This window comes from Nocardia gamkensis NBRC 108242, from assembly GCF_001612985.1.
GTDB lineage: Bacteria > Actinomycetota > Actinomycetes > Mycobacteriales > Mycobacteriaceae > Nocardia > Nocardia gamkensis.
The window spans coordinates 61,010-86,541 of the sequence record NZ_BDBM01000012.1; the positions used below are offsets into that span (position 1 = coordinate 61,010).

Below are 25,532 nucleotides of genomic sequence, written 5' to 3' on the forward strand. Positions count from 1 at the left end.
GCGTGACCACGCAGGGCCCCGCTCGTGCCGAGAGCACACACAGCATGAGCGACTATTGCGTGATCGGCGCGGGCGCGGCGGGTTTGGCGACCGCGCGTGAGTTCGCCGCGCACGGTTTGGATTTCGAGGTGCTCGAGGCGTCCGATGGGATCGGCGGGATCTGGGACGCACGGCGTCCGGACTCACCGGTCAGCCACAACACGCACGTGATCGCGTCCAAGGGTGTGCAGGCGTTCTCGGGTTTCCCGATGCCCGAGGACTATCCGGACTATCCGGGGCACGAACTCGTGCTGCGCTATCTGCACTCCTACGCCGACGCCTTCGACCTGTGGTCGCGCATCCGGTTGAACACCTCGGTGCAGCGCGTCGAACCGGGAGAAGGCGGATGGGTGGTCACCCTGGCCGACGGATCCGAGCGACGCTACGCCGGGGTGGTCGTCGCCACCGGGCACGACCGCACGCCGCGGCGCATCGATATTCCCGGTTCGGGCACGGTGCCCGTGCTGCATTCCAGCGAGTACCGCCATCCCGAACAGGTGCTCGGCAAGCGAGTGCTGGTGATCGGGGCCGGGCAGTCGGCGGCCGACATCCTGTCCGACTGCGCGGTCAACGCCGCGCTGACCCTGCACAGCAGCAGGCGCGGGTTCTACTGCATGCCCAAATACATGCTGGGCCGCCCGACCGACAGCATGCTGCAAGGCAAGGTGTGGCGGCCGTTGCGTAAGCGGGCCTTCGAGCGGCTGTTCTCGTATCTGCGCGGCCGCTCCCGCACGTTCGGGCTCCCGGTGCCGGATTTCACCGACGGCATCGTCATCCCGATGCTCGGCGACCAGCTGCATCACCACTACACCCACGGCGACATCACGCCCAAACCGGACGTCACCGCGATCGATGACGACCGGGTGACCTTCACCGACGGCACCGAGGAGAAGGTCGATCTGGTGGTGCTGGCCACCGGGTTCGTGCCGAACTATCCCGTCGTCGACCGGACCCATTTGAACTGGGCCGGTGACAGCCTGCGACCGGGCCTGTATCTCAACATCTTTCCGCCGCACACCCGCGACCTGTTCGTCGTGGGGATGGTGCGGCCGATCGGTTCGCACTGGGATGTCTACGAGAAACAAGCCGAGCTGGTCGCGCGGTACCTGCGGGCCAAGGCGAGCGATCCGCGGCGGGTCGAGCGTTTCGATCGCGCCACCGAGGGCCGACAGCCCGACCTGTACGCCGGGTTGCGGCTCTACCACGCCGACCAGTATCCGCTGGTGGTGGAGAAGCAGGACTACGTGAACCAGCTGCGCAAGCACGCCAAGCTCTTGAAGTGAAAGGTCGTTCGATGAAAGCACCCGGGCCAGGTCTGGTGGAAACCGGACGCATGCTGCCGAAACTGGCGAAGAACCCGCTGACGACGGTGGGCGCGCTGCTGGAGGGCTACGGCGACGTCGTGCGGGTCAAGGCAGGCCCGATGCTGGTCTACCTCGTCGCGGACCCGGCGATGACCGAGTACGTGCTCAAGGACAACTACACCAACTACCGCAAGAGCCCGATCTACGACGAGTTCAGCATCCTGCTCGGCGAGGGGCAGCTGACCACCAACAACCTGGAGTACTGGCGCACTCAGCGCAAGCTGATCTCCCCGGCGTTCTCCCATTCGCACGTCAAGGGTTTCGCCGACGACATCACCGACAGCGCCGCGGCGATGCTCGATGGCTGGGACGCCGCGGCGGGGCAGTTCCGCGACATCTACGACGACTACGTCAAGCTGCTGCTCGCGGTGACCGGCCGGATCCTGTTCGGCTTGGACCTGTCCACCGACACCAGCCAGGTGACCGACGCGATGCGCGCGGCGTTCGCGCTCATCATGAAGCGGGTGAACGCGCCGGTGAAGCTGCCGCAATCGTTCCCGACACCGGAGGCGCGCCGGGTCGCGCGCAAGGTCGGCGAGCTCGACGACGTGGTACGCCATCTCATCGAGGAACGCCGCCGCGGCGGTGACACCACCGACGTGCTCACCGCGCTGGTGCGCGCCCGCGACGAAGGCGGTCAGGGCATGCGCGAGGAGGATCTGCTCAACGAGATCAAGACCCTGCTCGTGGCCGGGCACGAGTCCCCGGCCAACGCGCTGTCGTGGGCGTGCTACCTGCTGGCCACCCATCCGGAGATCCAAGAGAAGCTGGCCGGGGAGGTGTGCGCCGTGCTCGGCGACCGCAGCCCGTCCTTCGCGGATCTGGGGCAGCTGAGTTACTGCCGCATGGTGATCGAAGAGACGATGCGGCTGTATCCACCCGCCTGGATCGTCGAGCGCACCCCGATCGCCGATGACGAGATCGGCGGCTACCATGTGCCCGCGGGTGCGCGAGTCACGTTGTGCATGTACTACATCCACCGCGACAAACGGCTGTGGGACGCCCCGGAGGAGTTCCGTCCGGAACGTTTCGCCGACGCGGCGGTGGCCGAGCGGCACAAGTTCGCGTTCTTCCCGTTCTCCGGTGGCCCGCGTATCTGCCTCGGCAAGGACATGTCGATGACGGAGATGGTGCTGATCCTGGCCATGACGGTGCAGCGTTTCCGGCTCGAACTCGACCACACCCACCCGGTGGTGCCGCTGGCCTCGGTGAATTTGCGCCCGGAATCCGGCATCCGCATCCGCCCGGTCCGCCGCGTCACCGAGCCTGTCACGACCTGACCGGGCTGTTCGGCCACTCCGGCGAGCGGATCCGTAATTTCACCGGTCGGGAGTGTCGTGTGCCCTGGGGGGTTTCGGGAGGCGGGTGATCCTCGGCGCTCAGCATGGCTGGGCTGCCGCGTCCGGGCACTTCGGTCGAGGACCGGGCGCACCCGCGGCACCGGGCCGGGCGATGCCGGTGACCTGGGCCAGTCCCCACACAACCAGTGCGGCAAGGGAGTAGGCCGCGCCGGCCCAGCAGGAGGCCTGCCATCCTCGGGTGCTGTATGCCCAGGTGGTCGTGAGTGCGCCGAGGGCGGATCCGAGCGAGTAGAAGGCCATATAGGCGCCTATGACGCTGCCGGCGCGGTGCGGATGCGCCGTGGTCAGCAGATGCTGGCTCCCGACATGGACTGCCTGGACGGCGAAGTCGAGGAGAACGATGCCGATGGCGAGCGGCCACAGGGTTGTTTCGGTCCGGGCGATGAGCGACCAGGAGGCGGTGAGCACCACCAGTGCGGATCCGGTGATCGACTGTGCGTGCCCGGAGTCGGCCCATCGTCCCGCGCGGGCGGCGCCGAGAGCTCCGGCCAGGCCCGCCACTGCGAACAAGCCGATCTGCGTGGTGCCGAAGTTCCACGGGTCGGCGCCGAGGGGCAGGGCCAGCCCGCTCCAGAGGGTTCCGAAGGACGCGAAGAGGAAGAACGCGATCAGGCCTCGGCTCACAAACAGGCGATCCGTGCGCGCGAGCCGCCCCATCGATGCCAGCACCTGCGTGTACCGCGCGCCGGGAGTTCCGCGGTCCGGGTCGAGTGCCGCGCGGACAGTGAGAGCCAGAGCAAGGCACAGTACGGCGAGCAGCGCGTACACCGCACGCCAGCCGACTGTGTCGCCCAAGACACCGGCCAGGACGCGGACGCCGAGGATGCCGATCACCACTCCGGAGGTGATCGCGCCGATATTGCGGCCCCGCTCGCCCGGCGCGGAGACGGCGGCGACGTAGGCCACAGTCACTTGGACCACGACCGCGAACAGTCCCGCCATCGCCAGCCCCGCCACGGCGACGGGACCGTTCGGGGCGGCGGCTGCGACCGCGGCTCCCGCGGCGGTGAGGACCAGATGCACGGTGATGAGCCGCCGCCGATTCACCACGTCGCCGAGCGGGACCAGCAGGATCAGACCGGCGAAGTAGCCGACCTGCCCGGCGGCGACCAGCCCGCCCAGCGACTCGGGTGCCACTCCCAGGCCGGCGCCCGCTGCTTCCAGAACCGGCTGTATCGCATAGATCGTCGATACGGCCACTGCGCACACCAGCGCCAGGACGAATCGCTGCGGCCTTGTGACTCCTGTCGCCACCACACCTCCCACATCAGTAGCAAAATGCAACCATTCGAGGATAGGTAATAATGGTTTCGAATTGCAACTGATTGGAGGAGGCTCATGACCACGACGCTCGGTACCGGCCGCGAGTGGACCGATCCCACCTGCCCGGTCGCGCGAACCGTCGACCTCGTGGGCGACCGATGGAGCTTGCTGATCGTGCGCGACGCCATGGACGGCGCGGCGAGCTTCACCGACTTCCAGCAGCGGCTCGGGATCGCCCGCAACATCCTCACCGATCGCCTGCGCAGGCTGGTCGACCACGGCATCCTCACCACGAGCACCGCCCCGGGCGGCAAGCGGCACAGCTACACACTCACCGGAGCCGGGCAAGACCTCTTCACCCTCGTCGTGGCGTTGCGCCAATGGGGAGAACGCCACACCTTCACCGACGGCGAACCCCACTCCACGCTCGTCGACCGTGACGGCAGCCCCGTCGCCCCCCTGCGCACCGAAAACCACAGGGGCGAGCGCGTCACCGCGGCGACCACCCGAGTTCGCAAGGTGGGCGAACACGACACTTCGGCGGCGGACGCGTAATCGGCCGCACGGCGACTACGCCGAATCCGTTCTCCGGTGCGGCTACCGGAACCCGCAGGTGTTCGCGTTCGCCTTCAACCCCCGTGGGGGTTGCCGACCCGTCTCGATTCCGAGCTCAGCCGAGCAGTTCCCGGCTCAACGCCAGCAGTTCGGCGGTCGACAGAACCTCCTCGTGCGCTGCTGATTTCGCATCCACCGCCGAGGTGATGGGGGCCGGGGGTGACGGATCCGTCGCCGGGGCGGCGGGTGTGAGCCGGACGCCGAGTTCGGCAGTCAAGAGCTCGACGGTGGGGCAGCCCCAGATGACGGCGGCGGGGACTTCGATGCCCAGGCGGGCGCTGAGGCGCGCCGACAGTTCCACGGCGTGCACCGAGCCGATTCCGAGCTGGTCGAAGTTCTGCCGTGCGGGCACCCGGTCGGGTTCGATGCCGACGACTCGGGCCAGTTCGGCGGTGACCAGGGCGGCGAGGTCGCGTGCGGAGTTGCTTCGGGGCTCGCTGGGCTCGGGGGATGGGTGGGCTGGTGCCCGGTCCTGGAGCGTAGCGGCCGGATCGACCGCTCCCGGGGCCGTCACCGGCGACACAGCCAGCGCGGCCCCCACACCGGAACCTCGGGCATCAGTGGGAGCGAGGTCGTGGCCTTCCGGCGAATCGAACGAAGGCGATCCGATCGCGCCAACGTCCGGTTCCTCGACCGGGGCTTGGGGCTGCGCCCAATGCCGCCGGCGCTGGAATGGATAGGTGGGCAGGGATACCGGGCGGCCCGGCGGGTTCACCGCCGCCCAGTCGGGCTCGACACCACGCTCGAACAGCACGCCCGCCGCCTCGAGCAGGTCGCGGTGGGCCACCGTGCCGGGACGCAGGGCCGCGGAGAGCACCAGACTCAGCGCCTCGTGCTCGGTGTCGTCTTTCGGCGTGGTCCCGTCGAGGTAGGCGCCGAGGAAGTCGACAACCGCGCCCACATCGTCGGCCACCACCGCAAGCCGTTGCCCGAAAGGTGTTCTCGTGGCGAGGGTATGGGCGAGATCGCCCAGACCGATTCCGGGATCGCCTAGGAGATGCTCACGCAGCCGATGTGCGTGCGCGCGCAGCGCGGTCTCGGTGCGGGCGGACAGCACCACCAGCCGCTGCGAGACGCCGGTCCCGGTGACCGGCTCCGGCGGGGGCGCGGCTTCGACGATGACGTGAGCGTTGGAGCCGCCGAAACCGAACGCACTCACCGCGGCGCGCGCCGGCCGGTCGTGCTGCGGCCACGGCAGCGCGATGTCGGCGACGCGCACGCCGGCCGTCTGCGAATCGAATTCCTCTGGCAGTCGTTGGAAATGGAGGCTGCGTGGAATCCGGCGATGGGTCAGGGCGAGCGCGACTTTCACCAGCCCCGCCATGCCCGCGGCCGCTTCGGTGTGCCCGATATTGGTCTTGATCGAGCCGACCCTCAGCGGGGCGCCGGGCGCTCTGCCGGTGCCGTAGACCTCGGCCAGTGCCGACAGTTCGGCGCGGTCGCCGACTGCGGTGCCGGTGCCGTGCGCCTCCACGTAGTCGATCGTCGAGGGGTCGACACCCGCTCGCGCGCACGCCCGCCGCAGCAGTTGCCGCTGCCCGTCGGCACTGCTGGCGGGCATGGAGCGATGCCTGCCGTTGTTGTTGGTGGCGCTGCCCAGCAGGGTGCAGTAGACGCGGTCACCGTCGCGCAGGGCCTGTCGCAGCGGCTTGAGCACGACGACCGCGCCGCCTTCGCCGCGCACGTAGCCGTCGGCGGTGGCGTCGAAGGTGCGGGATCGGCCGCGCGCGGACAACACGCCCAGCGCGGACAGTCCGATCGTGGTCTCCGGGATCAGATTCAGTTGCACCCCACCGGCGACGGCCACCGCGCTCTCACCCGCCCGCAGCGCCTGACAAGCCAGGTGCACCGCGACCAGCGATCCCGCGCACGAGGCGTTCACCGTCATGCTGGGGCCGTCGAAACCCAGGAAGTACGACACCCGGTTGGCGATGACGCCTTCGACATCTCCGGTACTGGTGAACGGTGTGATGGCGGTGGCACCACGGGCGAGTTTCACGGCGCGATAGTCGTTGAACTTGTTGGCAAAATACACGCCCGTCCACGGAACCCGGTCGGGGCGGATTCCCGCGTCCTCGAATGCCTCCCAGGCCAATTCCAGCGCCAAGCGTTGCTGCGGATCCATATCGGCCGCTTCGCGTGGGGTGATGCCGAAGAATTCGGCGTCGAAACCGGCGACATCCGCCAGATACCCACCCGCGACCGACACCGTCTTGCCCGCGGCGGCGCGGTCGGCGCCGCGATGGTCACCGGACCAGCGACCGGGCGGCGGTTCGTCGGCGATCGCGTCGGTCTCCTCGATCAGCAACCGCCACAACGCTTCCGGCGAATCGACGCCTCCGGCGAAGCGGCAGCTCATGCCGATCACGGCGATCGGCTCGGCGAGGTCGATCGCTGTCTGCTGAGGACGGGTGCGCCGCTTGGCTTTCTTCACGCTTCTCGCCTGCCCGCGATCCACCGACCGTGCACCCGTGGAACAAGCGGTGCGGTGAATCTGCCGATCTTGTTGTGGGGTCGGGACATGTGCCGGAGACTTTACCTGTGCTGTTTTCCGAACGCCCCGTTTTCGCTCGGGTGACGTCCGCGCTGGGGGGCGAGGCACGGCGTCGAGAACTCCTCCGTTTCGCCTCCGTCGGCGCCGCCGCGTTCACGCTGGACACCGCGGTGTTCCTGACCTTGAAGAGCACCGTGTTCGAGGCGTATCCGGTCACGGCGAAAGTGGTCGCGGTGCTGGCGGCGATCACCTTGTCGTATGTGCTCAACAAGCAGTGGTCCTTCGACGGGCGCGGTGGGCGGCGCGGCCACCACGAGGCGGCGCTGTTCTACCTGGTCAGTTTCCTGGCCGTCGCGATCAACACCGCACCGCTGTGGGTCTCGCGGTATGTGCTGCATCTCGAGGTGCCCGAGGTCTCCCGTTTCACCCAGAACGTGGCCGACTTCGTGGCCGCGCAGCTGATCGGCACCGCGCTGGGCATGGTGTTCCGGTTCTGGGCATTCGTGCGGGTGGTGTTCCCGGACGAGGTCGAGCGCCCCGGCGCGGGGTGAGCCGGGGCGGTTGCACTCATCCTGATGACAACCCTGTCCGGCACGATCGCCCACCGTGCGGGCCGCGGCGCCCCGCCGCGACACCCCGGCCGCGCGTTCGCACCGCCGCGCGGGTGGTAGGAAAGGGGGCGTGTCCGCAACTGGCGAAGGAATCGACCCGAACAGAAGCTCGCGCGCGGTGTCGGAAGTGGTGGAGCTGGTCAGTACGCTGATCCGCTTCGACACCTCCAATACCGGTGATCTGGCCACCACCAAGGGTGAGCGCGAATGTGCGCAGTGGGTGGCAGACCAGCTGCACCAGGCGGGCTACGTCACCGAATACGTCGAATCCGGCGCGGAAGGTCGCGGCAATGTCTTCGCGCGGCTGGAAGGCGCCGATCGCAGTCGTGGCGCCCTGATGATCCACGGGCACCTTGACGTGGTGCCCGCCGAGGCCTCGGACTGGAGCGTGCATCCGTTCTCCGGCGCGGTGCGCGACGGCTACGTGTGGGGTCGCGGCGCGATCGACATGAAAGACATGGTCGGGATGGCGCTGGCGGTGGCCCGCCAGTTCAAACTCGAGGGGACGGTGCCGCCGCGCGATCTGGTCTTCGCGTTCCTGGCCGATGAGGAGAACGGCGGCAAGTGGGGCTCGCAGTGGCTGGTGGACAACCGCCCCGATCTGTTCGACGGCGTCACCGAGGCGGTGGGCGAGGTCGGCGGATTCTCGCTGACCGTGCCGCGCCCCGACGGCACCGAACGCAGGCTGTATCTGGTCGAGACGGCCGAGAAGGGTCTGGGCTGGATGCGGTTGCGCGCCAAGGCCCGCGCCGGTCACGGCTCGTTCCTGCACGAGGACAACGCCGTCACCATCCTCGCCGACGCCGTGTCCCGGCTGGGCAAACACACCTTCCCGTTGGTGCTGTCGGATTCGGTGGCCGCCTTCCTCGCCGCCGTCGCCGAGGAGACAGGTCTGGAATTCGATCCGTCCAGCCCCGACATCGAGGGTCAGCTGGCCAAACTGGGCACCATTTCCCGCATCATCGGAGCCACCCTGCGCGACACCGCCAATCCCACCATGCTGCAAGCCGGGTACAAGGCCAACGTGATCCCGCAGACCGCCGAGGCGGTGGTGGACTGCCGCGTGGTTCCCGGGCGGCAGGCGGCGTTCGAACGGGAGGTGGACGAGCTGATCGGCCCCGATGTCGAACGCGAGTGGATCACCAAGCTCGACTCCTACGAGACGACCTTCGACGGCGATCTGGTCGAGGCGATGAACAACGCCGTGCTCGCCCATGATCCGCGCGGCCGCACGGTGCCCTACATGCTCTCCGGCGGAACGGACGCGAAAGCGTTCGCCCGCTTGGGTATTCGTTGCTTCGGCTTCGCCCCGCTGCAGCTGCCGCCGGAACTGGACTTCACCGCCCTGTTCCACGGCGTCGACGAGCGGGTGCCGGTGCAGGCCCTCGAATTCGGCACCCGCGTGCTGGAACACTTCCTACTGCACAGCTGATCCGATCCGCAAGAGAGAGGTTTTCATGACCTACGACCCCTACGACGCGCTTCCGAAGGTGCCGTCGTTCACCCTCACCTCCACCGATGTCACCGACGGTCAACCCTTCGGCAACGAACAGGTCAGCGGCATCTTCGGCGCGGGAGGCAAGGACATCTCCCCACAGCTGTCCTGGTCGGATTTCCCGGCGGAGACCAAGAGCTTCGCGGTCACCGTGTACGACCCCGACGCCCCCACCGCCTCCGGCTTCTGGCACTGGGCGGTCGCCGACATCCCCGTGAGCGCGACCTCGCTGCCGGCGGGCGCGGGCAGCGGCGAAGAAGGCGGCGCCTTGCCGACCGGCGCGATCACCCTGCGCAACGACGGCGGCTTCCACGGCTTCGTCGGTGCCGCCCCGCCGCCCGGTCACGGCCCGCACCGCTACTTCATCGTCGTGCATGCCGTCGACGTCGAAAGTCTCGGCATCGACGAGAACGCCACGCCCGCCTACCTCGGCTTCAACCTGTTCTCCCACACCCTCGCTCGCGCGACCTTGATCGCCACCTACGAGCAGAACTAGAGCCCCGTCACGTGATTGTGGCCCTGAGCGAAACGCTCGGGGCCACAGCGCTTTCCAAGGCACCTCGGCCAGGCCCACGAGCCGCACCCTAACCCGACCAGTCGGTATTCCCAGGAGTGGGTTCGTTCGCGTCGCGCCGCGACTGCCCGCAAGCGCTACGCTGCCGCTGGACAGCTGCCCAAGTGGGCGCGCGAAGGACTGATGAGGGTACGAACTTGATCATTCGCACGGAAACCGCCTGGGTGCTCCTCTTCGCCGGGCTCATCTTCCTGTGGGCGCTGGTTCTCGGCGTGTGGAAATGGCAGGCGATGACCACCTCGCCGGACGGTCTGGCGCACCCCTACGTCGACATCGCCCACCGCGCCGCACTGCTGTACTCGTTCGCCACCGGTTTGATCGCCTGGTTCGTCGAATTGTCCGGCTGGCCGACGGCGGTGAACGCCACCGCGGCCGGGGCGATCATCGCACTGTTCGTGGTGACGATCGCGAACTACATCCGCCTGGGATTGCAGCGCGAGACCGACAACCAGATGCGCAACCCTCCGCCATCGATGCGTTTCGTCCTCGCCGCTCTGATCATCGGCGAGATCGGCGGATTCTGCGTACTCCTGGTCGGCTTCGCCGTAGAGCAGTTGGCGTAGTCCCGGCTCACTACGCTTAGCAGTAGTACGGCGCGATCCTCGCTACCGCCGCCACCTGCCGGTCCACACACTTGTAGGCACCCGCTAAGCCGTTCGGGAAGGATGCGGCAGCGAGCACCGAGGCGATCATCCGGCGGGTGGTTATCTGACTTGCCCGGGCCCGTTGAGGTCTTGTTGTAGGCATGATGCCGATGCCGTCGAACCGGCTGCTCTTGGCTGTACCGGTTGTCGGTGACCTTTGGCTTTCCTTGGGCCGCGGAGTCCTCCATGAAGGCAGCGGGCGCATCGTCGTATCCTCGGCGAAGCCGGTCGGCCAGTCGCGCGCGGTATCGCTCCGGTTGGACGAGTTCCCTTCTGCCGCAGCGGATTCTGCTAGTCTCTGCCTCAGCAGGACGCTGACGATCGCGGAGGGGAACACATGGAACACAGCGACGAGTGGGACACCCTGGTCGAACTCATTTCCCGGAACAGTTACGGCGTTCGCGTCGAGCCCGACAGCATCAGCCTCACGGTCGAGGACGCTGAAGAGGACTGGGCCGCACCGGATGTCGTGATCAGGCGGGCAGACGATGAATGGATCCATATCGAAAGGCCGTTCGCCAAGTCCGACAAGGTCGATCTCCTGGCCATCCTCACCAAGGTCGGCAGCACGGGCACTATCGGCGGGCTCGTCGTGGTGGGTGAAGATATCCTGATCCGAGACACGGTCCTGCTCACCCAGGCCCTCGAGCCCGACGACCGCTTCGACAACGACGTATTCATGTATGAAGACCCATTGGGCGGCATCATCGACGCGGCCAGGCTGCTGGGGCGCCAACTCGCCGGGCACGACAACGACTACGACTGACCGGCAACTCGGCCGCCACGACCAGCCTGGCGCCCGACTCCGGGCGTCCCGGCCGTTCAGCGCACACTCGACCGTCCATCGGTTGCAGGCGACGCGCTAGGCCGACCAAGCGGTTGAAGAGGGCCGCGGAGCCCGACCAGGGCACAAGGCTGTCCCTGGGCTCCTGCTCATGTTACGGACGGTCGAATTCACCTCGAACTACTGCACTCGTGAAGGCGTCCCAGGCGCTATCGGTGAACACGAGGCCTGAACCCGCCGGGTTTTTGGAATCTCGCGTGCCGATCAGCCCGCCGTCCAGGAATGCCACCTCGACGCAATCCTGGTTAGGTCCGCTGCGACTGCTCTTGAACCACGCCGCCTTCGCCAGGTCGGTATTCACCCGCCATACTCCTTAGCGATCTTCAACACCAGTTCCCTGGTTTCCTGCTCATCCAGCGCGGCGGCGCGAATCGCCTTGCACGCCGTCCTGTACTGGTCGATCTCAGTGGGCTTGTCCAGGTAGAGAGCGCCCGTGTAGCCCTCAACGTACACCACCGGCGGCTCGGTGAAGGACTGCAATGCTGGGAACTCCATGAGCGTGAAAGATCCCGTCACCAGGGGAAATACACGCTCGGTGTGAAATGGCACCACGCGAAGCGTTACCGTCGGTAACCGCGAAACAGCCAGGAGATGGTGGAGTTGTTCCGTCATAACGGGTGGCCCACCAACCCGGTATCTCAGCGCCGCCTCTCCGAGGTACACGTTCATGCTGAAGCGGTCGCGCGATTCGTGTAGGCGCTTCTGGCGCGTGGCCGCGAGCTCGATCCGACGCTCGACATCGGCTGTGGGCATTCCGGGATACGCGCCCCAGATCACCGCACGCCGGTAAGCGGGGGTCTGGAGCAGGCCGGGAAGCAAGGTGAGATGGAAGGTGGTCAGCTTCTTGGCCGCTTCTTCCAATCCGAGATAGAGATCGAAGTAGGTGGGCACCGCATCGCCGTAGGCATGCCACCATCCGGTCCTCTTGGTTTCACGAACCAGGCCCATGAGCGCTGCCGTGTCATCCTCGTCGACTCCATACAGTTCGCAGAGGGCCTTGATGTAGATGTCTTTGAGCTTTACACCCTGACCTCCCTCCAGCCGCCACATGGTTTGCGGCGATACCTCGATGACTCTGCACGCCTGCGCGACTGTCACACCGGAGGCCTCGCGGAGCTGACGCAGTCGGCGGCCCAACATGCGACGCGGAACTGTGGAGCCGGAACTCTCGGTCATTAGCCAACCTCACGGCGGTAGGTGAATTTGGAAGGATCTGCACAGCCACTATGGAAGATGGGGAGAAATCTAGAGTACTCGCGCTGTGGAATATTCCAAATATCGCCTGATGGGCGTCTACTAGGGGTGCGTCAGGCACTGTGAGCGAAACGCCAAGTCGCAGGGGGCAATCGGCTCCGCTCGGCGACAGGTTGACCGCGGCGAAGCGGGCGCGACTCATCCAGTTGTGCGATTCAGTAGGGGGTTCCATGGTTCAGATAGCTTTCGGACGCACACCACTGTCCCGGTGCGCCTACTACCGGCAGGTGTGCGACCTGCCCGCGGAGGTGGATCCACCTCAGGTGGGGCGCATCGTGCTAGGTATGGGGGTGGCGTGGGCGGTGATCATGCCCGCCACGCTCGGCCAGGATGTGAAGGTCTGGATGCAGCGGCACCACCATCGGATCGGGCCGATCATGTCGCATCCCCGGTCGAAGCGGTGGACGTATCTGACGCAGCCCGACCTGCCGGATGACATCATGCTGTTCGCGGAGATGTTCCGGCTCGACGTCTCGTTGGTGCGCGCCGGCGCAACCGTGGCGCTGCCGAGCCCGGCGGATCGGGGGACTACGTTCCGCGCCTGGATCGCCCGCCCCGACAGCGCTTTTCGTCCCTCCGGAAGCGTCGTGGTGGCCGCTATCCGTGGATGCGTGGCGGAGCGGATTGCACGACGGAAACGAGGCTTCACGTATGCCTGATGAGCGTCGTGGTTCTCCGCTCCCGTCCGAGCCGGATGTCCATTTGTCGGTGTTCTGGCACGGCGCCCGGATGGATTACGTCGCCTGCGTCACCGCGGCGTGCTTGTTCGTCCAGGAGTGGCGTGCCCGGCACTGGCACGACGCGGTCGAGGTGTCGATGGACGACATCCAGGGGTATCCGCGATTGCCCTGTGAGCGGTTGTATCTGGAGCCGTGAGGGGCCACCGGGTCAGGAGGGGGCGTCGTAGACCAGGGTGTACCGCCAGAACAAGCGACGGCGGATCCGGGCGCCGGGCAGTTCCCGCGCGGCGGCGGCGCGGATGTCGGCGAGGGTCTCGGTGGGCTCGGCGGTGGGTGCGGTCATGTGCGGGGGCAGCGTTTCGGCGCGAGCCGGGTGCTTGATCAGTCCCATGACGGGATTGGCGGCTATGGCCGGTAGGTCGGCGAGGACGTCGAGGGGTCCGGCGTGGCGGTAGCAGCCGACGATCGCCAGCCGCCCGCCCGGGGCCAGACAATCGCGCAGTTCCCGCAGGGTGGGCAGCAAGGGGAGGAGGTGGTGCAGGACGGCGACGAGGGTGACGGCGTCCCATCGTCGCTGGTGGTCGCGACCGGCGAAGGCGGCTTCGACGATGGTCACCGCGGGGTCGTCGGCGAAACGTTGCGCCGCCAGGCGGGCGGTCGCGGGGTCGGGTTCGAGCGCGGTGACGGTGGCGGCGCGCTCGCGCAGCCGGTCGGCGAGGTTGCCTGTGCCGCATCCGACATCGAGGACGTGATGGGCCCCGGCCGCTGCCACCTGGCGTACGACCCACGCACCGTAGTGGTCGTTGTGGCTCCACGGATGTCGCCGATTGAACCGGTCGAGTCGAGACAGCAGCACCGTTCCATTCTCCCGGCGGCCGCGGCGGCCGGCATCCGCGGCCTCGGGGATCGGCGTGAAAGACCGTGGCCCTGGACGTAATGCCCAGGGCCACAGTGCGTTCCGGCGAGCTTACTTGACGCTGATCACCCGGTCGGAGGGTTCCTTGGCGTACAGCGCGGCGATCTCGGCCTGATATTTGGCCGCGATGGGGGCGCGCTTGAGCGACATCTTCGGGGTCAGTTCGTCGCCGCCGGGCTCCCAGACGGCACCGAGGACGGTGAACCGTTTGATCTGCTCGACGCGGGAGAGTTTGGCGTTGCCCGCCTGGACCGCCGCCAGGACCTCGTCGATGATCTGCCTGCGGGTGGCCAGGGCGGCGATGTCCTCGCCGGTGGCGTCGAGTTCCTTGGCGCGGATGGCGGCGACGTCGGGGTCGAGCACGATCAGGGCGGCGATGAAGGGCTTGGCGTCGCCGATGGCGACGACTTGGCCGATCAGCGAGGAGACTGCCTTCACCGAGTTCTCGATGTTGGTGGGGGCGATGTTCTTGCCCGCCTCGTTGATGATCAGTTCCTTCTTGCGGTCCACGATCCGCAGGTAGCCGTCGGCGTCGAGCGTGCCGATGTCACCGGTGCGCAGCCAGCCGTCGGAGTCGATGGCCTCGGCGGTCTTGTCGGGCATGTTGCGGTAGCCGCGGGTGACGATCGGGCCGCGCACCAGCACCTCGCCGTCGGCGTCCAGGCGCAGTTCCATGCCGTCGACCGCGCGCCCGACCGAGCCGGGGCGGGGCTTGTCCAGCTCGGTGTAGGTGCCCACGCCGGTGGTCTCCGACATGCCCCACACCTCGCTGACGGTGAAGCCGAGGCCGAGGAAGTATTCCAGGGTCTCCGGCGGGATGGGGGCGGCGCCGGAGGAGGCGACGCGCAGCTGATCGAGCCCGAGCGCGTGGCGCAGCTTGGACAGCACCAGCGTCTCGGCGATCTTGTGCTGCGCACCGAGCAGGGGACCGCGGCCTTTGCCGGCCAGATCGGCGCGGGCGGCGGCGATTCCGGTGCTGATCGCCCAGTTGGCCAGCGCTTTCTTGACCGGGCTCGGTTCTTCGGCGAGTTTGCCCTCCACCCCGGCCTTGATCTTCTGCCACACCCGCGGGACGCCGAAGAAGATGGTCGGGCGCGCGTCGGGCAGGGCGGCGGCGACCTCGCGCGGGTCGGGCACGGTGGTGATCTGGATGCCGGTGAGCAGGTTGATCGCGTGGCCGGAGATCCGGTCGGCGACGTGCGCGGCGGGTAGGTAGGACACCGCGCGGTCGTCCAGGCCGACCTGCAGCGGGCCGTTGACCAGGGCAATGATCTGGGCGAGCACATTGCGGTGGGTGATCTCCACGCCCTTGGACGGGCCGGTGGTGCCGGAGGTGTAGATCAGGGTGGCCAGGTCGTCGGCGCCGACGGCCTGCCAGGCGGCGTCGAAATCGAACTCGGCGGTGGGCGCGGTCTCGACCTGTTCGAGGGTGACGGCGCCCTCGGCGGGGCCGTCGACCATGATGATGTGCTCGATCGGCACCCCGGCCGCGGTGATCCGGTCGAGGAAGACCTGCTCGGTCACGACGACTTTGTTGCCCGCGTTGGTGAACAGGTGGGTGATCTGCTCGGGGGAGCTGGTGTTGTAGATGGAGAACGGGGTGGCGCCCAGGTGCAACGCGGCGGTGTCGACGAGATTGAACTCGGGACGGTTGGTGAGCATGATGCCGACGGTGTCACCGTGGCCGACGCCGAGTGCGGCCAGACCCGCGGCGATCGTGCGCACCCGTTCGGCGTACTCGCGCCAGGTGTATTCCTGCGTGCCACCCACCTTGCGCAAGGCGATCTGGTCGGGACGCAGCCGTGCGGTCTCCTGGAATGCGGCGGGGACGGTGTACACCGTTTTGCCCGACTGGTGCGCGTATCCGATTTCTGTTGTCGTCATATCCCTGTTCCCGATAGCGCTGGCGTGAACCGGACGCCGGTATCCACCGGCGTGCGATCCGGACTCGAATCCTGACGCGGTGCGGCGAATGCACTGTCAGTCTCTCACGAGTCGGCGCGCCACATGTGGCGCGGCTCACTCATGGTAGCCACAGGAGGGAAGCGGGGTGGGGCAAACTTCAACAATCCTTCAGGCACCGATCAGATCCGGCGCGGGGCCGGGCCCTGGCCGCGGACGGAAGTTCTCACCAGGTGTGATGACAACTGGGTCGGCGGCAGGCGGCTCGTCGGCCGCCGGCGACATGCCGCCCGGCTCGTCGAGTGCCCACGGCGCGGCATCGGTCGGTATCCAGTGCTTGCGCCGGGTGCGCTTGGTCTCCAGATAGTCGCGGGCCCGCTCGCTGAGCGCGCGCGTGCGCAACGGCACCGCGGTGACCCGCAACCCCTCCTGCCGCAGCGCCTGCACCTTGGCGGGATTGTTGGTCAACAACTGCACCGAACGCAATCCCAGATCGGCCAGCGCACGAGCGGTGGTGACATAGGTGCGGGCATCGGCGGGGTAGCCGAGGGCCTCGTAGCTGGCGAAGGTGTCCGCGCCGGAGCGCTCGCTTTCCCGGTAACCCAGCGCCTTGGCGATCAGTCCCGCCCCGCGGCCCTCCTGCTCCAGGTAGACCAGCACACCGCTGCCCGCGGCCTGGATGAGATCCAGCGCCTTGTCCAGCTCCGGCCCACAGTCGCAGTCCTGCGAACGCAGCGCCTCCCCATACAGGCAGCGGGAGTGCACCCGCACCAGGCAGCCGTCGGCGACCGCACCGAACAGCAGCAGGTGCCCCCGCTCCCCGTCCCCGTTCACCTCCACCACCCGAACTCGCAGATCTTGCCCGTTGCGACGGAACCGATGTTCGGTGTCGGCAGGATCCACAGCGTTGGTCAATGCTCCTCCGTAGCGAGTTTGAAGATTCGCTCGACCTCACTCACCAGTGGCATCGACCCGGGGACGTCCCCGATCGATTGCGTCGCCACCATTGCGGCGGTCGCCCAGACGTAGTCGTTGCGTGCGGCGGGGCGGCGCGTCGAAACGAGACGATATACCAGGGCCGCGGAGAAGGCAGCGTGAGCGCCGACCGAGTCCTGCAACGCGGTCGGAAAGGGCTGGAAGCGGTCGCTGACCTGCTCCGACCACACCGCGCACCGGAAATCCCGGATCGCGCAGACCGCGCCGACCCCGAGCGCGCGCAGCCGGGTGGCGGTCTGTTCGGTGTCCGGCGCCGCGCCGTCGGGCGACATCGCCAGGGCCCGCAGGTCGTTGTCGCCGCCGACGAGGTAATCCACCACACCCAGATGCTGATACAGGTATTGGGGCCGATCCAGCCGCGGCGCGGGGTGCACCACCACCAGCGGCCGGTCGGGCAGTGCGCGCAACTGCGCCATGACCTGCTCGATGACGCCGGTGGGTTGTTCGAAGGTCAGCAGCACCGCATCCGAGGAGGCGATCGCCGAGCAGATGGCCTCGCTGCGTAGATCCTGGGCGCTCAACCGGATTCGCTCGTCTTTGCAGCCGATCGTGCTCGCCGCGCCGGTGCCCGCCACGATCACCGCGGTCACCGGCGTGGGGGCGTAGGGCACCACTTTGACCAGTTCGGTCTCGACGCGTTCGCTGCGCAGGTATTCCAGGATGCGGCCCCCGGCCTCGTCGTCGCCGACCGCCGAGATCAACCGCACCCGCAACCCGAGCCGGGCCGCCGCCACAGCGCGCGTGAGCCCCTTGCCGCCGGGATGTTGCCGATAGCTGCCGCGCGCGGTGCCGCCCGGCCCCGGGATCCGGTCCACCACATACATATGGTCGATGACCGCGTCGCCGATCACGGTGACCACACCGCGGGTGTCCACCGGATCGGGCTCGGCCGCAACGGTTTCGGCAGCCGCGCCGAAGTCGACGGCGTGCGCGCCGTCGAACACCGAGGCCGTGGCCAGCCGCGTGGCCAGCTCGGTGAACGCCCGGCGCTCGGGAGCCCCGCGCAGCGAACGCACCGTCAACCTGTCCGGAACCGGTTGCGCCCCAAGGGCTTCGTGCAGTTCCGCCCACTGCGCGGCGAGGTATTCGCGCCGCTCACCCAGATCCGATGCGTAGAGCAGGCCGGGATCCACACCGGCGGGCGGGTTTTCGCGCAGCAAACCCAGCGACAGCTCCGCATCCACGACGAGCCGGTCGGTGATATCCAATCGCGTGCTCAGATCGCGTACCAGCGGCGGCACCGCTTGTTCCCGGTCGATGCCCGCGCGCCGCGCGTACTGCCGCACGGCCAGCAGATCCAGCAGGGGCGAGACGTCGATTTCGGTGCTGCGCAACCGATCCGAACTCAGCCCTGAGCGTTTGCACAACCGGGTGAGGATATTGCGAACGGCAACCATTCCCGAATCCTGCGGGACCATGGCGATGCCACCCTTTCCGTCGGCGCGACACGGGAGTGTCGGGCGCATGTTGGCCACGCAAATCGGGTTTAGCCAGCGGGCAAATTGTCAATTACCAAATTACAACGGCAATTGCGCTCGGGGAACGGCAAATGCCACACTGGAAGTGGCGATCCCCATCGCACCACCAGGCAATCGGGAGGGCTGGTGATGAGAATGATTCTTCAGATACGGCAGCCGCGACGGCGGCGGCGACACCGCCCCGCCGGATCCGATATCGAGCTGGTGCCGAAGCCGGTGATGGACTGAACCAGCCCCCGGACATCCCGCGCGACAACGCACCCGTCATCGCCCCGGCGCGCCGGTATGCCGATCACGAACCTCAGCTGCCCCCGGCCGCCGCTGTGCGGCGTGTCTGCCGGACCGAACCGTAGCCGCGGCGCACTTCACCGCGACAAGACTTCGCACACCCCCATCGACGCGCAGCCGCGCCTTCAGCCACCGGCTTGCCCGAGGCTGCGGCTTCCCCGGCTGCCGCACACCTCCGAGCCATCCCTCGGACCACCCGGCCCGCCGAGCGGCTTCCTCGGCCCGGGTACCCACCACGGCCGCAGGCACGGCGGAATTCACGGTGCGGCGCGACCACCGCGCCACACCAGCGGATGCACGACGAGAGGCATTCGTGATCATCGAACTCAGCACCCTGGAGCCGGCCTCACTCCACCTGTCGCACCGGAGACCGCGATGACCATCCACACCACCGAATGGACGATGACCAGTGACATAACCCCGGAATCGGCTTACCGTGACACCGACGCGACCGACTCCTGGCGGCTGAGCTGGTTACCGGACCGGCGGCTGACCCGCGCCCAGGCACTGGCCGGGATGTCGCTGGACGAACTGCTCAGCGACCCGCACGTCGTGCACGACCGCATGACCCAGGCCCGCGTCGAGGTCTATGCCGACCAACTGGGCATCCTGCGCGACCACGCGGTGATCCTGCTCGCCAAGGCCATGGCGGCACGCCTGGGCCGGGAACTGGGACCGAAGGGAGATCCGGCCCCGCCGGGGCACAGCACCCGGCGCGGACGCACCCGCACTCCCGAACCGCCGTACGTGCACGGCTGAGTCCCGCTGATGTCAGGCGTGTGCTGTGTGCTCCGCGCCGACGGCTTCGCCGATGCTGCCGTACCCGCCGGCGCGCAACCGCTGCGCCAGGCCCCGATGGATCCTGCGCATCCAGAACGGGCCGCCGTAGATGAACCCGGTGTAGCCCTGCAACAGCGTCGCCCCGGCCAGAATGCGCTCCCACGCCTGGTCGACGGTTTCGATGCCACCGACCGAGATCAGCACCAGGCGGTCACCCACCCGCCGGTACAGCCGCCGCAGCACCTCCAGCGAACGGTCGGCGACCGGAGGGCCGGACAGGCCACCGGCACCCATGGCGGCCACCGCGGCGGCGTCGGTGCGCAGCCCGTCGCGGCGGATGGTGGTATTGGTGGCCACGATGCCCGCCAACCCCAGTTCGACGGCCAGGTCGGCGACCGCGTCGATGTCCTCATCCGACAGATCCGGCGCGATCTTCACCAGCACCGGCACCCGCACACTGTCGAGCACCGCCCGCAGCAGCGGGCGCAGCGATTCGACCGCCTGCAGATCACGCAGGCCCGGCGTATTGGGGGAGCTGACGTTGACCACGACGAAATCGGCCAGCGGCCCCAGCAGCGCGGCGCTGACGGCGTAGTCCTCGGCCGCGGCCTGCGGTTCGACGACCTTCGTCTTACCGATGTTCGCCCCGATCGGCACCCCGCCGCGGCGCGCGCGCAGGCGCTCGGCCGCCGCCGCCGCACCGTGATTGTTGAATCCCATCCGGTTGATCAGGGCGCGATCGGCGGGCAGCCGGAACAACCGCGGCGCGGGATTGCCCGGCTGCGCCTGCGCGGTCACCGTCCCGATCTCGGCGAAACCGAACCCCAGCGGCGCCCAGGCATCGACACCGTCGGCGTTCTTGTCGAAACCGGCGGCCAGCCCCAGCGGCGCGGGGAACTCGACCCCGAATGCCTCGGCGCGCAGGATCGGATCGCGGGTGACGAGGACCTTGCTCATCACCCAGCGCAACGGCCCGACCGAGGCGGCCGAGCGCATGGCCGCGAAGGCGAGATGGTGGATGCGTTCCGGCGCGAGGAGGAACATCAGTCGGAGTAGCAGGGCGTACATCGGCTCACATTCCGGGTTCGGGCTGGGGTAGTAGGGCGGATTTTCGCCGCCGCAGCAGCACCCTCCTGCTGCCGTCGGTGTAGGCGCGCACCCGCGAGAGTTCCCAGCCGCCGAATTCGGCCTGGATCGCCAGCCGCATGGACGCGGTCACCCGCGTGACATCCGGCGGCAGCCGCAACGGCACGTACTCGTAGTCGTCGCTGGTGGTTTCCCAGCCCGCGGGCAGCGCGCGCCCGCGCCCCCGGTGCGCTGCCGGATCAGCGGATGCCGCGGAATCATCGCCCGCGCGTGGTGTCCGAGCCATCACTGCCCTCTCTTCCGATCGTCCGCACCGATCCGTTGCAGACCGTCGCCGGTCGCGGACCCCACGAACAGATCTCCGGTGCGTTGCTCGACGGCCACCGCGTTCGGCTGCCGGACGGTGGCGTAGCGGCCCACTTCCTTCGGTATACCAGTCGAGAGGTCGAATCCGATGACCTCGTTGCGCTGCGTGCACGTCACCCACACGGTGTCGGACCGTGGATCGTAGGCGAGTGCGTAAGGCGAAGATCCTACCGGGAAACGCTGCCGCAACACGAGTGGTCCCGCGGTGTAGACCAGCAGTTCACCGCCCGCGGTGTCGGTGACCACGAACCGGCCGCGCGTGTCGCCGATCAGCCGCGTGGCCCCGTCACCGGCCCGCAGCGCCAGCCCGGGCCGCTGCTCGGCGGGGTCGAACTCGAAGATCGCGCTCTGATGCCGGTCGAGCACCGTGAGCTTGCCGTCGGCTTCGGCGAGTTCGTCCGCGGAGACCAGCCCGGACACGGTGCCGACCGCCTTCCCCTCCGGCGCCAGTTCCAGCACGCGGCCATCGGCGGTGCCGACCAGCAACCCCCCGTCCGGCCGGGCGCGCACCGACCGGACGTCGCCGTCGACGCTCACCTCGGCGATCACCCCGGACGCGAGATCCACCCGCAGTACCCGGCCCGGCGCGCCCGCCAGCATCTCACCCGGTCTGCCCGGCGTGAGACCACTCGCGCGCGCGGGCAACCTCACCGTGCGCACCACCGGCTGCGCCGCGGCCGGATCGAGGACGGTCAGGACGTCACCGTCCAGGCCTGCCAGCAACCCGCCAGCGGAATCGGCGGCCAGCTCGGCGACCGGCCCGGCGGGCAGCACCCGCCCGACCGGCGGCGTCGTCACCGCGGGCGCGGGCGCCGCGGTGGCCGGCTCCCTGGTCGGCAGGTCGGGACCGCCGGAGCCGGAGGAGCATCCGGCCGACAGCACCAGCACCGCCGCACCCGCGAATGCCGAGACGAGCAAGGCGCGAGGGCGCATCCCACCGAACTCCTTCTACCGACGAATCTTCCGCAACCTCACCATCTGACCATGATGACGCAACCGGCCGACCGACCGGGTTCGCCTCGAGCGGAATGTCGGTAACCGGGGTTACGGTGGAGACCCCACCGTCCGATATAGGGAGAACCGGGTTGAAAGCCGACCATTCGTCGGGATTTGCCATCGACGACCTAACCGTCGGCGCGTACGCGCACGGCTTCGGCACCACCGCCGACGGCCACCCCTTCGCGTTCCGCACCATCCGCGCCACCTTGACCCTCGAGGTCTACCGCCGCGACCTCGGCGACGCCGTCCCCGGCCCGGAGGACGTGCTCGCGGTCGCCGAAGCCACGGTCACCGACATCGACCTCGACGACGAACGCAGTGTCGCCGCCTTGGTGCGGGATATGATCCCCGACGCCGCGACGATCGACGCCGCCGCACAACGGGACGTCACGACCGTGCGTGCCCTACTCGGACGGCTCAGCTCCGTCATCGAAGGTATGTAGGAAGTGATGACCCACACACGACTCACCCGCACCGCGCTCACCGCCGCGGGCCTGCTGCTGGCGGTAGCCACCGCCGCGTGCGACAGCGGAGCCGACGAGGCCGCGGTCGACGCCGCCCGCTCCTCGGCCAACGCCTCGCTGTCGTCGTCGATCGCCGTCTCCTCCAGCGCCGCCCACCCGCCGCTACCCACCGCCGCCGACCTCGACGCCCAGATCAAGCGGGCGCTGGACCCGGCGCTACCCGACAGCGAACGCACCGCGCTCATCGAGGACGGGGAATCCTTCCGTCAAGCCATCCCCGACATGTACAAGGCGCTGCAGGACAACCCGCGCGCCGTCTACGGCGTGACCGACCCGGTGTTCGACAACCACGACGGCACCCTGACCGCCACCATGCGCTTGGACAAGGACGGCACCGGCGCCGCGGTCCGCACCACCGTCGTGCACTTCGTGCTCGTCGACGGCAAGTGGAAGATCTCCCGCACCGACCTGTGCGGCATCCTGCGCTCGGCCGACTACCGCACCCCCGCCTGCGGCTGAGCGGGCCCGCCACGCGATGCGCCGTTCCGGATCACTGCGGTGGGGGCGGTTCGTCCACCGCCACCGCTTCCTCGTCCTGGGCTTCTTCGTGCTGTTCGTCCTGGTCTCCGGCTGGTACGGCCGCGACCTGGCCGGGCGGCTGACCCAGGAGGGCTGGTTCGACGAGAGCAGCGAATCGGTGGCCGCCGCCGAACTGGCCGACCGCACCTTCGGCCGCGACACCGACAGCGACCTGATCCTGCTCTACACCGCACCCGAGGGCGCCACCGTCGACGACCCGGCGGTGCGCGGACCGGTCACCGCGCAGCTGGCCGGACTGCTGGGCGCCTATCCCGACCGCATCCAGAAGATCGACAGCTACTGGGACAGCCCGTTCTCCGCCCAGGCCACCGACGCCACCCACACCCATGCCTTCGCCAGCGTCGGATTACGCGGCTCGGGCACCGCGACCGTCGAGAACTACCTGGCGATCAAGGACCATCTCGGCGCCGGACGCGCCGGCGGCGGCCCCGGCGGCACGACCGTGCAGCTGGCGGGATTGCAGCCGATCGTCGAAGGCATCAACACCGGAATGCAACGCGACATCAGGCGCGCGGAGATGATCGCCCTGCCGCTGGTGGCGATCCTGCTGTATTTCGTGTTCGGCGGCGTGATCGGGGCACTGCTGCCGGTGCTCATCGGCGGCATGACGATCCTGGGCACCCAGGGTGGGCTGCGGGCACTGACCGACCACATCCAGGTCAACGTCTTCGCCAGCGCCGTGCTGACCCTGGTCAGCCTGGGCCTGGCGATCGACTACGGCCTGTTCACCGTCACCCGCTTCCGCGAGGAACTCGCCGCGGGCCACACCGTCGAAGAGGCCACCGCCCGCACCGTCGCCACTGCGGGACGCACCGTGCTGTTCTCGGCGGCGATCATCGCCCTCAGCCTCGGCGCGCTGTTCATCTTCCCCAACGGGGTGCTGCGCTCGGTGCCGCTCGGGGGCATCAGCTCGGTCCTGCTCGCGGCACTGCTGTCGGTGACCGCGTTGCCCGCCGCGCTGAGCATCGCCGGACACCGCATCGACTTCCTGGGCTGGAAACGCTTCTCCCGCAGCAAGACCGAAGCGCAGATCGACGCCGGATTCTTCTCCCGCCTGGCACTGTGGGCGATGCGCCGCCCCCTGGCGGTGGCTGTGCCGATCGTGCTCACCCTGCTGGCGCTGAGCATCCCGATGCGCCACATCGAATTCGGCGGGCTCAGCGAACGGTATCTGGCCGACGACAACTCCGCGCGGGTCGCGCAGGAACGTTTCGACGTCCTCTTTCCCAGTTTCCGCACCGAACCGCTGAAACTGGTGGTGGTCGGCGCCGACGCGCGGCAACTGAGCGACATCCGCTACAGCGCCAACCAGATCCCCGGCCTGACCGGACGCTTCGAGCCCGCCGCACCCACCACCGACGGCATCAACGTTCTGGCCGCCGGGCTGACCGACAAACGCGACGCCGACCGCGTGATCGCCGCGCTGCGCGCCATCCCCGAACCACCGGGGGTGGCGGTGATGGTCGCCGGTGTGCCCGCGCTGGAACGCGACAGCATCAACGGACTGCTCGACGGCCTGCCCCTGCTGCTGGCCCTGCTGGTTTCCGCGGCGCTGGCGCTGATGTACGCGGCGTTCCGCTCGCTGGTGCTCGCGCTGAAGGCCGTCACGATGAGCGCACTCAGCCTCGTGTCCACCCTCGGCGTGCTGACCTGGGTATTCGTCGAGGGCCACGGGGCGGGGGTCTTCCACTTCACGCCCGGACCGTTGATGTTCGCGGTCCTGGCGCTGATCGTGACAGTGGTGTTCGGGCTGTCCACCGACTACGAGGTGTTCCTGCTGTCACGGGTGTCGGAGGCACGCACCGGCGGCGCGGACGCCCCCGAGGCCATCCGCTACGGCATCGCCCACACCGGCGGCGTCATCACCTCCGCCGCCGCCATCCTCATCGTGGTCACCGGCGCGTTCGGATTCTCGGACCTGGTGCTGATGAAATACATCGCCTACGGCATGATCGCGGCGCTGATCCTGGACGCCACCGTCATCCGCATGCTGCTGACACCCGCGGTGCTCAAACTCATCTGGCGATAAAACCACCCGGCGGTCGTCACAGGCCGATCGCCGCCCCCCAGCGGTTGGCCCCGACGGCGATCAAGCTCCACGTCATCGACCCGAACCGGGGTGCCGGTAGTAACCGCGCAAATAACAACGGATATGGCAGATGCCGCTGTTCAGCCTCCGGACTCCCCGAGGTGCGTCAGGCCGGAATGGCGGAGTTCGTGCAGATCCCAGCCGGTTGCGGGTCCGTCGATCGCGGTGGCGGCGTCGAGTAGATCGCGGGCTTGGTCGTAGGACAGCCGCGCCGGGCCGGTGTCGGGGCAGATATCGCGCTTGGCGAGGTGATGCACGATAGTTCCGGTATGTCGGAAAGCGGCGAACAGGACGCTCACGAGACGGGCGGTGGTGGGCGTCCTGGTTGGC

Annotated in this window: 26 protein-coding genes; 14 read left to right on the forward strand and 12 right to left on the reverse strand. The window is 68.4% G+C overall.

The features are described from left to right. The first annotated feature begins 2 nt into the window (after positions 1–2). Both NG1_RS12990 and NG1_RS12995 read left to right on the forward strand, forming a co-directional pair. Entirely contained in the window at positions 3–1,322 is a 1,320-nt protein-coding gene (locus tag NG1_RS12990) for a flavin-containing monooxygenase (protein WP_168434233.1), read from the forward strand. Positions 1,323–1,333: 11 nt separating this feature from the next. Continuing rightward, positions 1,334–2,683, forward strand: coding sequence for a cytochrome P450 (locus tag NG1_RS12995; protein WP_084498891.1), 1,350 nt, complete (start codon positions 1,334–1,336; stop codon positions 2,681–2,683). Positions 2,684–2,782: 99 nt separating this feature from the next. On the opposite strand, the gene NG1_RS13000 is transcribed toward NG1_RS12995, so the two are convergent. After that, positions 2,783–4,018 carry an MFS transporter gene (locus tag NG1_RS13000; protein ID WP_062970578.1) on the reverse strand — a complete coding sequence of 412 codons (1,236 nt, stop codon included), beginning with the start codon at positions 4,016–4,018 and terminating at the stop codon, positions 2,783–2,785. A gap of 84 nt (positions 4,019–4,102) precedes the next feature. On the opposite strand from NG1_RS13000, the gene NG1_RS13005 reads away from it, so the two are divergent. Beyond that, on the forward strand, positions 4,103–4,582 hold the full coding sequence (locus tag NG1_RS13005) for a winged helix-turn-helix transcriptional regulator (protein WP_062970491.1): 480 nt from the start codon (positions 4,103–4,105) through the stop codon (positions 4,580–4,582). A gap of 115 nt (positions 4,583–4,697) precedes the next feature. Here the strand turns inward: NG1_RS13005 and NG1_RS13010 are convergent, their stop codons facing one another. Next, on the reverse strand, positions 4,698–7,076 hold the full coding sequence (locus tag NG1_RS13010) for a beta-ketoacyl synthase N-terminal-like domain-containing protein (RefSeq protein ID WP_062970493.1): 2,379 nt from the start codon (positions 7,074–7,076) through the stop codon (positions 4,698–4,700). A gap of 107 nt (positions 7,077–7,183) precedes the next feature. On the opposite strand from NG1_RS13010, the gene NG1_RS13015 reads away from it, so the two are divergent. The 5 genes from NG1_RS13015 to NG1_RS13035 all read left to right on the forward strand — a co-directional run bounded on the left by NG1_RS13015 (position 7,184) and on the right by NG1_RS13035 (position 11,226). Continuing rightward, a complete protein-coding gene (locus tag NG1_RS13015) occupies positions 7,184–7,687 on the forward strand; it encodes a GtrA family protein (RefSeq protein WP_218018964.1) in 504 nt (167 codons plus the stop codon). Positions 7,688–7,817: 130 nt separating this feature from the next. After that, the gene (locus tag NG1_RS13020) at positions 7,818–9,179 is read left to right on the forward strand and encodes a M20/M25/M40 family metallo-hydrolase (protein ID WP_174315483.1); all 1,362 of its coding nucleotides are present in this window, start codon (positions 7,818–7,820) and stop codon (positions 9,177–9,179) included. A gap of 25 nt (positions 9,180–9,204) precedes the next feature. After that, positions 9,205–9,738 (forward strand): YbhB/YbcL family Raf kinase inhibitor-like protein, encoded by a 534-nt coding sequence (locus tag NG1_RS13025; protein ID WP_062970497.1) that lies wholly within the window; start codon positions 9,205–9,207, stop codon positions 9,736–9,738. 215 nt (positions 9,739–9,953) lie between these two features. Beyond that, entirely contained in the window at positions 9,954–10,379 is a 426-nt protein-coding gene (locus NG1_RS13030; RefSeq protein ID WP_062970499.1) for a hypothetical protein, read from the forward strand. A 418-nt stretch (positions 10,380–10,797) separates the two neighbouring features. Next, positions 10,798–11,226 (forward strand): hypothetical protein, encoded by a 429-nt coding sequence (locus tag NG1_RS13035; RefSeq protein WP_062970501.1) that lies wholly within the window; start codon positions 10,798–10,800, stop codon positions 11,224–11,226. A 172-nt stretch (positions 11,227–11,398) separates the two neighbouring features. Here the strand turns inward: NG1_RS13035 and NG1_RS13040 are convergent, their stop codons facing one another. Together NG1_RS13040 and NG1_RS13045 are read right to left on the reverse strand one after the other, a co-directional pair. Then, positions 11,399–11,605: a DUF397 domain-containing protein gene (locus NG1_RS13040; RefSeq protein WP_062970503.1), complete on the reverse strand. Its 207-nt coding sequence runs from the start codon at positions 11,603–11,605 to the stop codon at positions 11,399–11,401. Further along, the gene (locus NG1_RS13045) at positions 11,602–12,480 is read right to left on the reverse strand and encodes a helix-turn-helix domain-containing protein (RefSeq protein WP_063910335.1); all 879 of its coding nucleotides are present in this window, start codon (positions 12,478–12,480) and stop codon (positions 11,602–11,604) included. Before NG1_RS13045 ends, NG1_RS13040 begins: the two co-directional genes overlap by 4 nt. A 362-nt stretch (positions 12,481–12,842) precedes the next feature. Between NG1_RS13045 and NG1_RS13050 the strand changes: the two genes are divergently transcribed. Then, positions 12,843–13,217: a DNA-directed RNA polymerase subunit beta gene (locus NG1_RS13050; protein WP_245659885.1), complete on the forward strand. Its 375-nt coding sequence runs from the start codon at positions 12,843–12,845 to the stop codon at positions 13,215–13,217. Next, positions 13,210–13,434 (forward strand): hypothetical protein, encoded by a 225-nt coding sequence (locus NG1_RS36660; protein WP_157114032.1) that lies wholly within the window; start codon positions 13,210–13,212, stop codon positions 13,432–13,434. Before NG1_RS13050 ends, NG1_RS36660 begins: the two co-directional genes overlap by 8 nt. Positions 13,435–13,446: 12 nt before the next feature. On the opposite strand, the gene NG1_RS13055 is transcribed toward NG1_RS36660, so the two are convergent. From NG1_RS13055 to NG1_RS13070, 4 genes are all read right to left on the reverse strand, one after another. Next, complete coding sequence (locus tag NG1_RS13055) at positions 13,447–14,094, reverse strand: class I SAM-dependent methyltransferase (RefSeq protein ID WP_062970510.1); 648 nt, start codon at positions 14,092–14,094, stop codon at positions 13,447–13,449. A 111-nt stretch (positions 14,095–14,205) separates the two neighbouring features. Next, complete coding sequence (locus NG1_RS13060; RefSeq protein ID WP_062970512.1) at positions 14,206–16,038, reverse strand: AMP-dependent synthetase/ligase; 1,833 nt, start codon at positions 16,036–16,038, stop codon at positions 14,206–14,208. 189 nt (positions 16,039–16,227) lie between these two features. After that, complete coding sequence (locus tag NG1_RS13065) at positions 16,228–16,971, reverse strand: GTP cyclohydrolase II (protein ID WP_084498892.1); 744 nt, start codon at positions 16,969–16,971, stop codon at positions 16,228–16,230. Continuing rightward, positions 16,968–18,449, reverse strand: coding sequence for a carbohydrate kinase family protein (locus tag NG1_RS13070; RefSeq protein ID WP_245659886.1), 1,482 nt, complete (start codon positions 18,447–18,449; stop codon positions 16,968–16,970). The genes NG1_RS13065 and NG1_RS13070 overlap by 4 nt, the downstream gene beginning before the upstream one ends. A gap of 744 nt (positions 18,450–19,193) precedes the next feature. Here NG1_RS13070 and NG1_RS13075 point away from each other — a divergent pair. After that, the gene (locus tag NG1_RS13075) at positions 19,194–19,577 is read left to right on the forward strand and encodes a hypothetical protein (protein WP_062970517.1); all 384 of its coding nucleotides are present in this window, start codon (positions 19,194–19,196) and stop codon (positions 19,575–19,577) included. A 12-nt stretch (positions 19,578–19,589) separates the two neighbouring features. On the opposite strand, the gene NG1_RS13080 is transcribed toward NG1_RS13075, so the two are convergent. From NG1_RS13080 to NG1_RS13090, 3 genes are read right to left on the reverse strand one after another with little or no spacing between them, the layout of a single operon-like run. Continuing rightward, positions 19,590–20,666 (reverse strand): quinone-dependent dihydroorotate dehydrogenase, encoded by a 1,077-nt coding sequence (locus NG1_RS13080; RefSeq protein WP_062970519.1) that lies wholly within the window; start codon positions 20,664–20,666, stop codon positions 19,590–19,592. Between the two features lie 4 nt (positions 20,667–20,670). Beyond that, positions 20,671–20,970, reverse strand: coding sequence for a DUF5703 family protein (locus tag NG1_RS13085; RefSeq protein WP_245548973.1), 300 nt, complete (start codon positions 20,968–20,970; stop codon positions 20,671–20,673). Continuing rightward, positions 20,970–21,983, reverse strand: coding sequence for a YncE family protein (locus NG1_RS13090; protein WP_062970521.1), 1,014 nt, complete (start codon positions 21,981–21,983; stop codon positions 20,970–20,972). The genes NG1_RS13085 and NG1_RS13090 overlap by 1 nt, the downstream gene beginning before the upstream one ends. 152 nt (positions 21,984–22,135) lie before the next feature. Here NG1_RS13090 and NG1_RS13095 point away from each other — a divergent pair, with 152 nt between their 5' ends. From NG1_RS13095 to NG1_RS13105, 3 genes are read left to right on the forward strand one after another with little or no spacing between them, the layout of a single operon-like run. Further along, the gene (locus NG1_RS13095; RefSeq protein ID WP_040867041.1) at positions 22,136–22,492 is read left to right on the forward strand and encodes a hypothetical protein; all 357 of its coding nucleotides are present in this window, start codon (positions 22,136–22,138) and stop codon (positions 22,490–22,492) included. Positions 22,493–22,498: 6 nt separating this feature from the next. Next, positions 22,499–23,032, forward strand: coding sequence for a WKL family lipoprotein (locus NG1_RS13100; protein ID WP_062970523.1), 534 nt, complete (start codon positions 22,499–22,501; stop codon positions 23,030–23,032). A 16-nt stretch (positions 23,033–23,048) separates the two neighbouring features. Continuing rightward, on the forward strand, positions 23,049–25,142 hold the full coding sequence (locus tag NG1_RS13105; protein WP_062970525.1) for an MMPL family transporter: 2,094 nt from the start codon (positions 23,049–23,051) through the stop codon (positions 25,140–25,142). Between the two features lie 140 nt (positions 25,143–25,282). Here the strand turns inward: NG1_RS13105 and NG1_RS13110 are convergent, their stop codons facing one another. Continuing rightward, positions 25,283–25,459, reverse strand: a complete 177-nt coding sequence (locus tag NG1_RS13110; protein WP_245659887.1) for a hypothetical protein — start codon at positions 25,457–25,459, stop codon at positions 25,283–25,285. Positions 25,460–25,532: the final 73 nt, after the last annotated feature.

What these genes read in the sequence shown, in the direction of transcription:
- NG1_RS12995 (WP_084498891.1), top strand. Translation starts at nt 1,334, where the DNA reads ATGAAAGCACCCGGGCCAGGTCTGGTGGAAACCGGACGCATGCTGCCG.
- NG1_RS13005 (WP_062970491.1), top strand. Translation starts at nt 4,103, where the DNA reads ATGACCACGACGCTCGGTACCGGCCGCGAGTGGACCGATCCCACCTGC.
- NG1_RS13025 (WP_062970497.1), top strand. Translation starts at nt 9,205, where the DNA reads ATGACCTACGACCCCTACGACGCGCTTCCGAAGGTGCCGTCGTTCACC.
- NG1_RS13035 (WP_062970501.1), top strand. Translation starts at nt 10,798, where the DNA reads ATGGAACACAGCGACGAGTGGGACACCCTGGTCGAACTCATTTCCCGG.
- NG1_RS13045 (WP_063910335.1), bottom strand. Translation starts at nt 12,480, where the DNA reads ATGACCGAGAGTTCCGGCTCCACAGTTCCGCGTCGCATGTTGGGCCGC.
- NG1_RS13050 (WP_245659885.1), top strand. Translation starts at nt 12,843, where the DNA reads ATGGGGGTGGCGTGGGCGGTGATCATGCCCGCCACGCTCGGCCAGGAT.
- NG1_RS36660 (WP_157114032.1), top strand. Translation starts at nt 13,210, where the DNA reads ATGCCTGATGAGCGTCGTGGTTCTCCGCTCCCGTCCGAGCCGGATGTC.
- NG1_RS13060 (WP_062970512.1), bottom strand. Translation starts at nt 16,038, where the DNA reads ATGACGACAACAGAAATCGGATACGCGCACCAGTCGGGCAAAACGGTG.
- NG1_RS13070 (WP_245659886.1), bottom strand. Translation starts at nt 18,449, where the DNA reads ATGGTTGCCGTTCGCAATATCCTCACCCGGTTGTGCAAACGCTCAGGG.
- NG1_RS13075 (WP_062970517.1), top strand. Translation starts at nt 19,194, where the DNA reads ATGACCATCCACACCACCGAATGGACGATGACCAGTGACATAACCCCG.
- NG1_RS13080 (WP_062970519.1), bottom strand. Translation starts at nt 20,666, where the DNA reads ATGTACGCCCTGCTACTCCGACTGATGTTCCTCCTCGCGCCGGAACGC.
- NG1_RS13085 (WP_245548973.1), bottom strand. Translation starts at nt 20,970, where the DNA reads ATGGCTCGGACACCACGCGCGGGCGATGATTCCGCGGCATCCGCTGAT.
- NG1_RS13090 (WP_062970521.1), bottom strand. Translation starts at nt 21,983, where the DNA reads ATGCGCCCTCGCGCCTTGCTCGTCTCGGCATTCGCGGGTGCGGCGGTG.
- NG1_RS13100 (WP_062970523.1), top strand. Translation starts at nt 22,499, where the DNA reads ATGACCCACACACGACTCACCCGCACCGCGCTCACCGCCGCGGGCCTG.
- NG1_RS13105 (WP_062970525.1), top strand. Translation starts at nt 23,049, where the DNA reads ATGCGCCGTTCCGGATCACTGCGGTGGGGGCGGTTCGTCCACCGCCAC.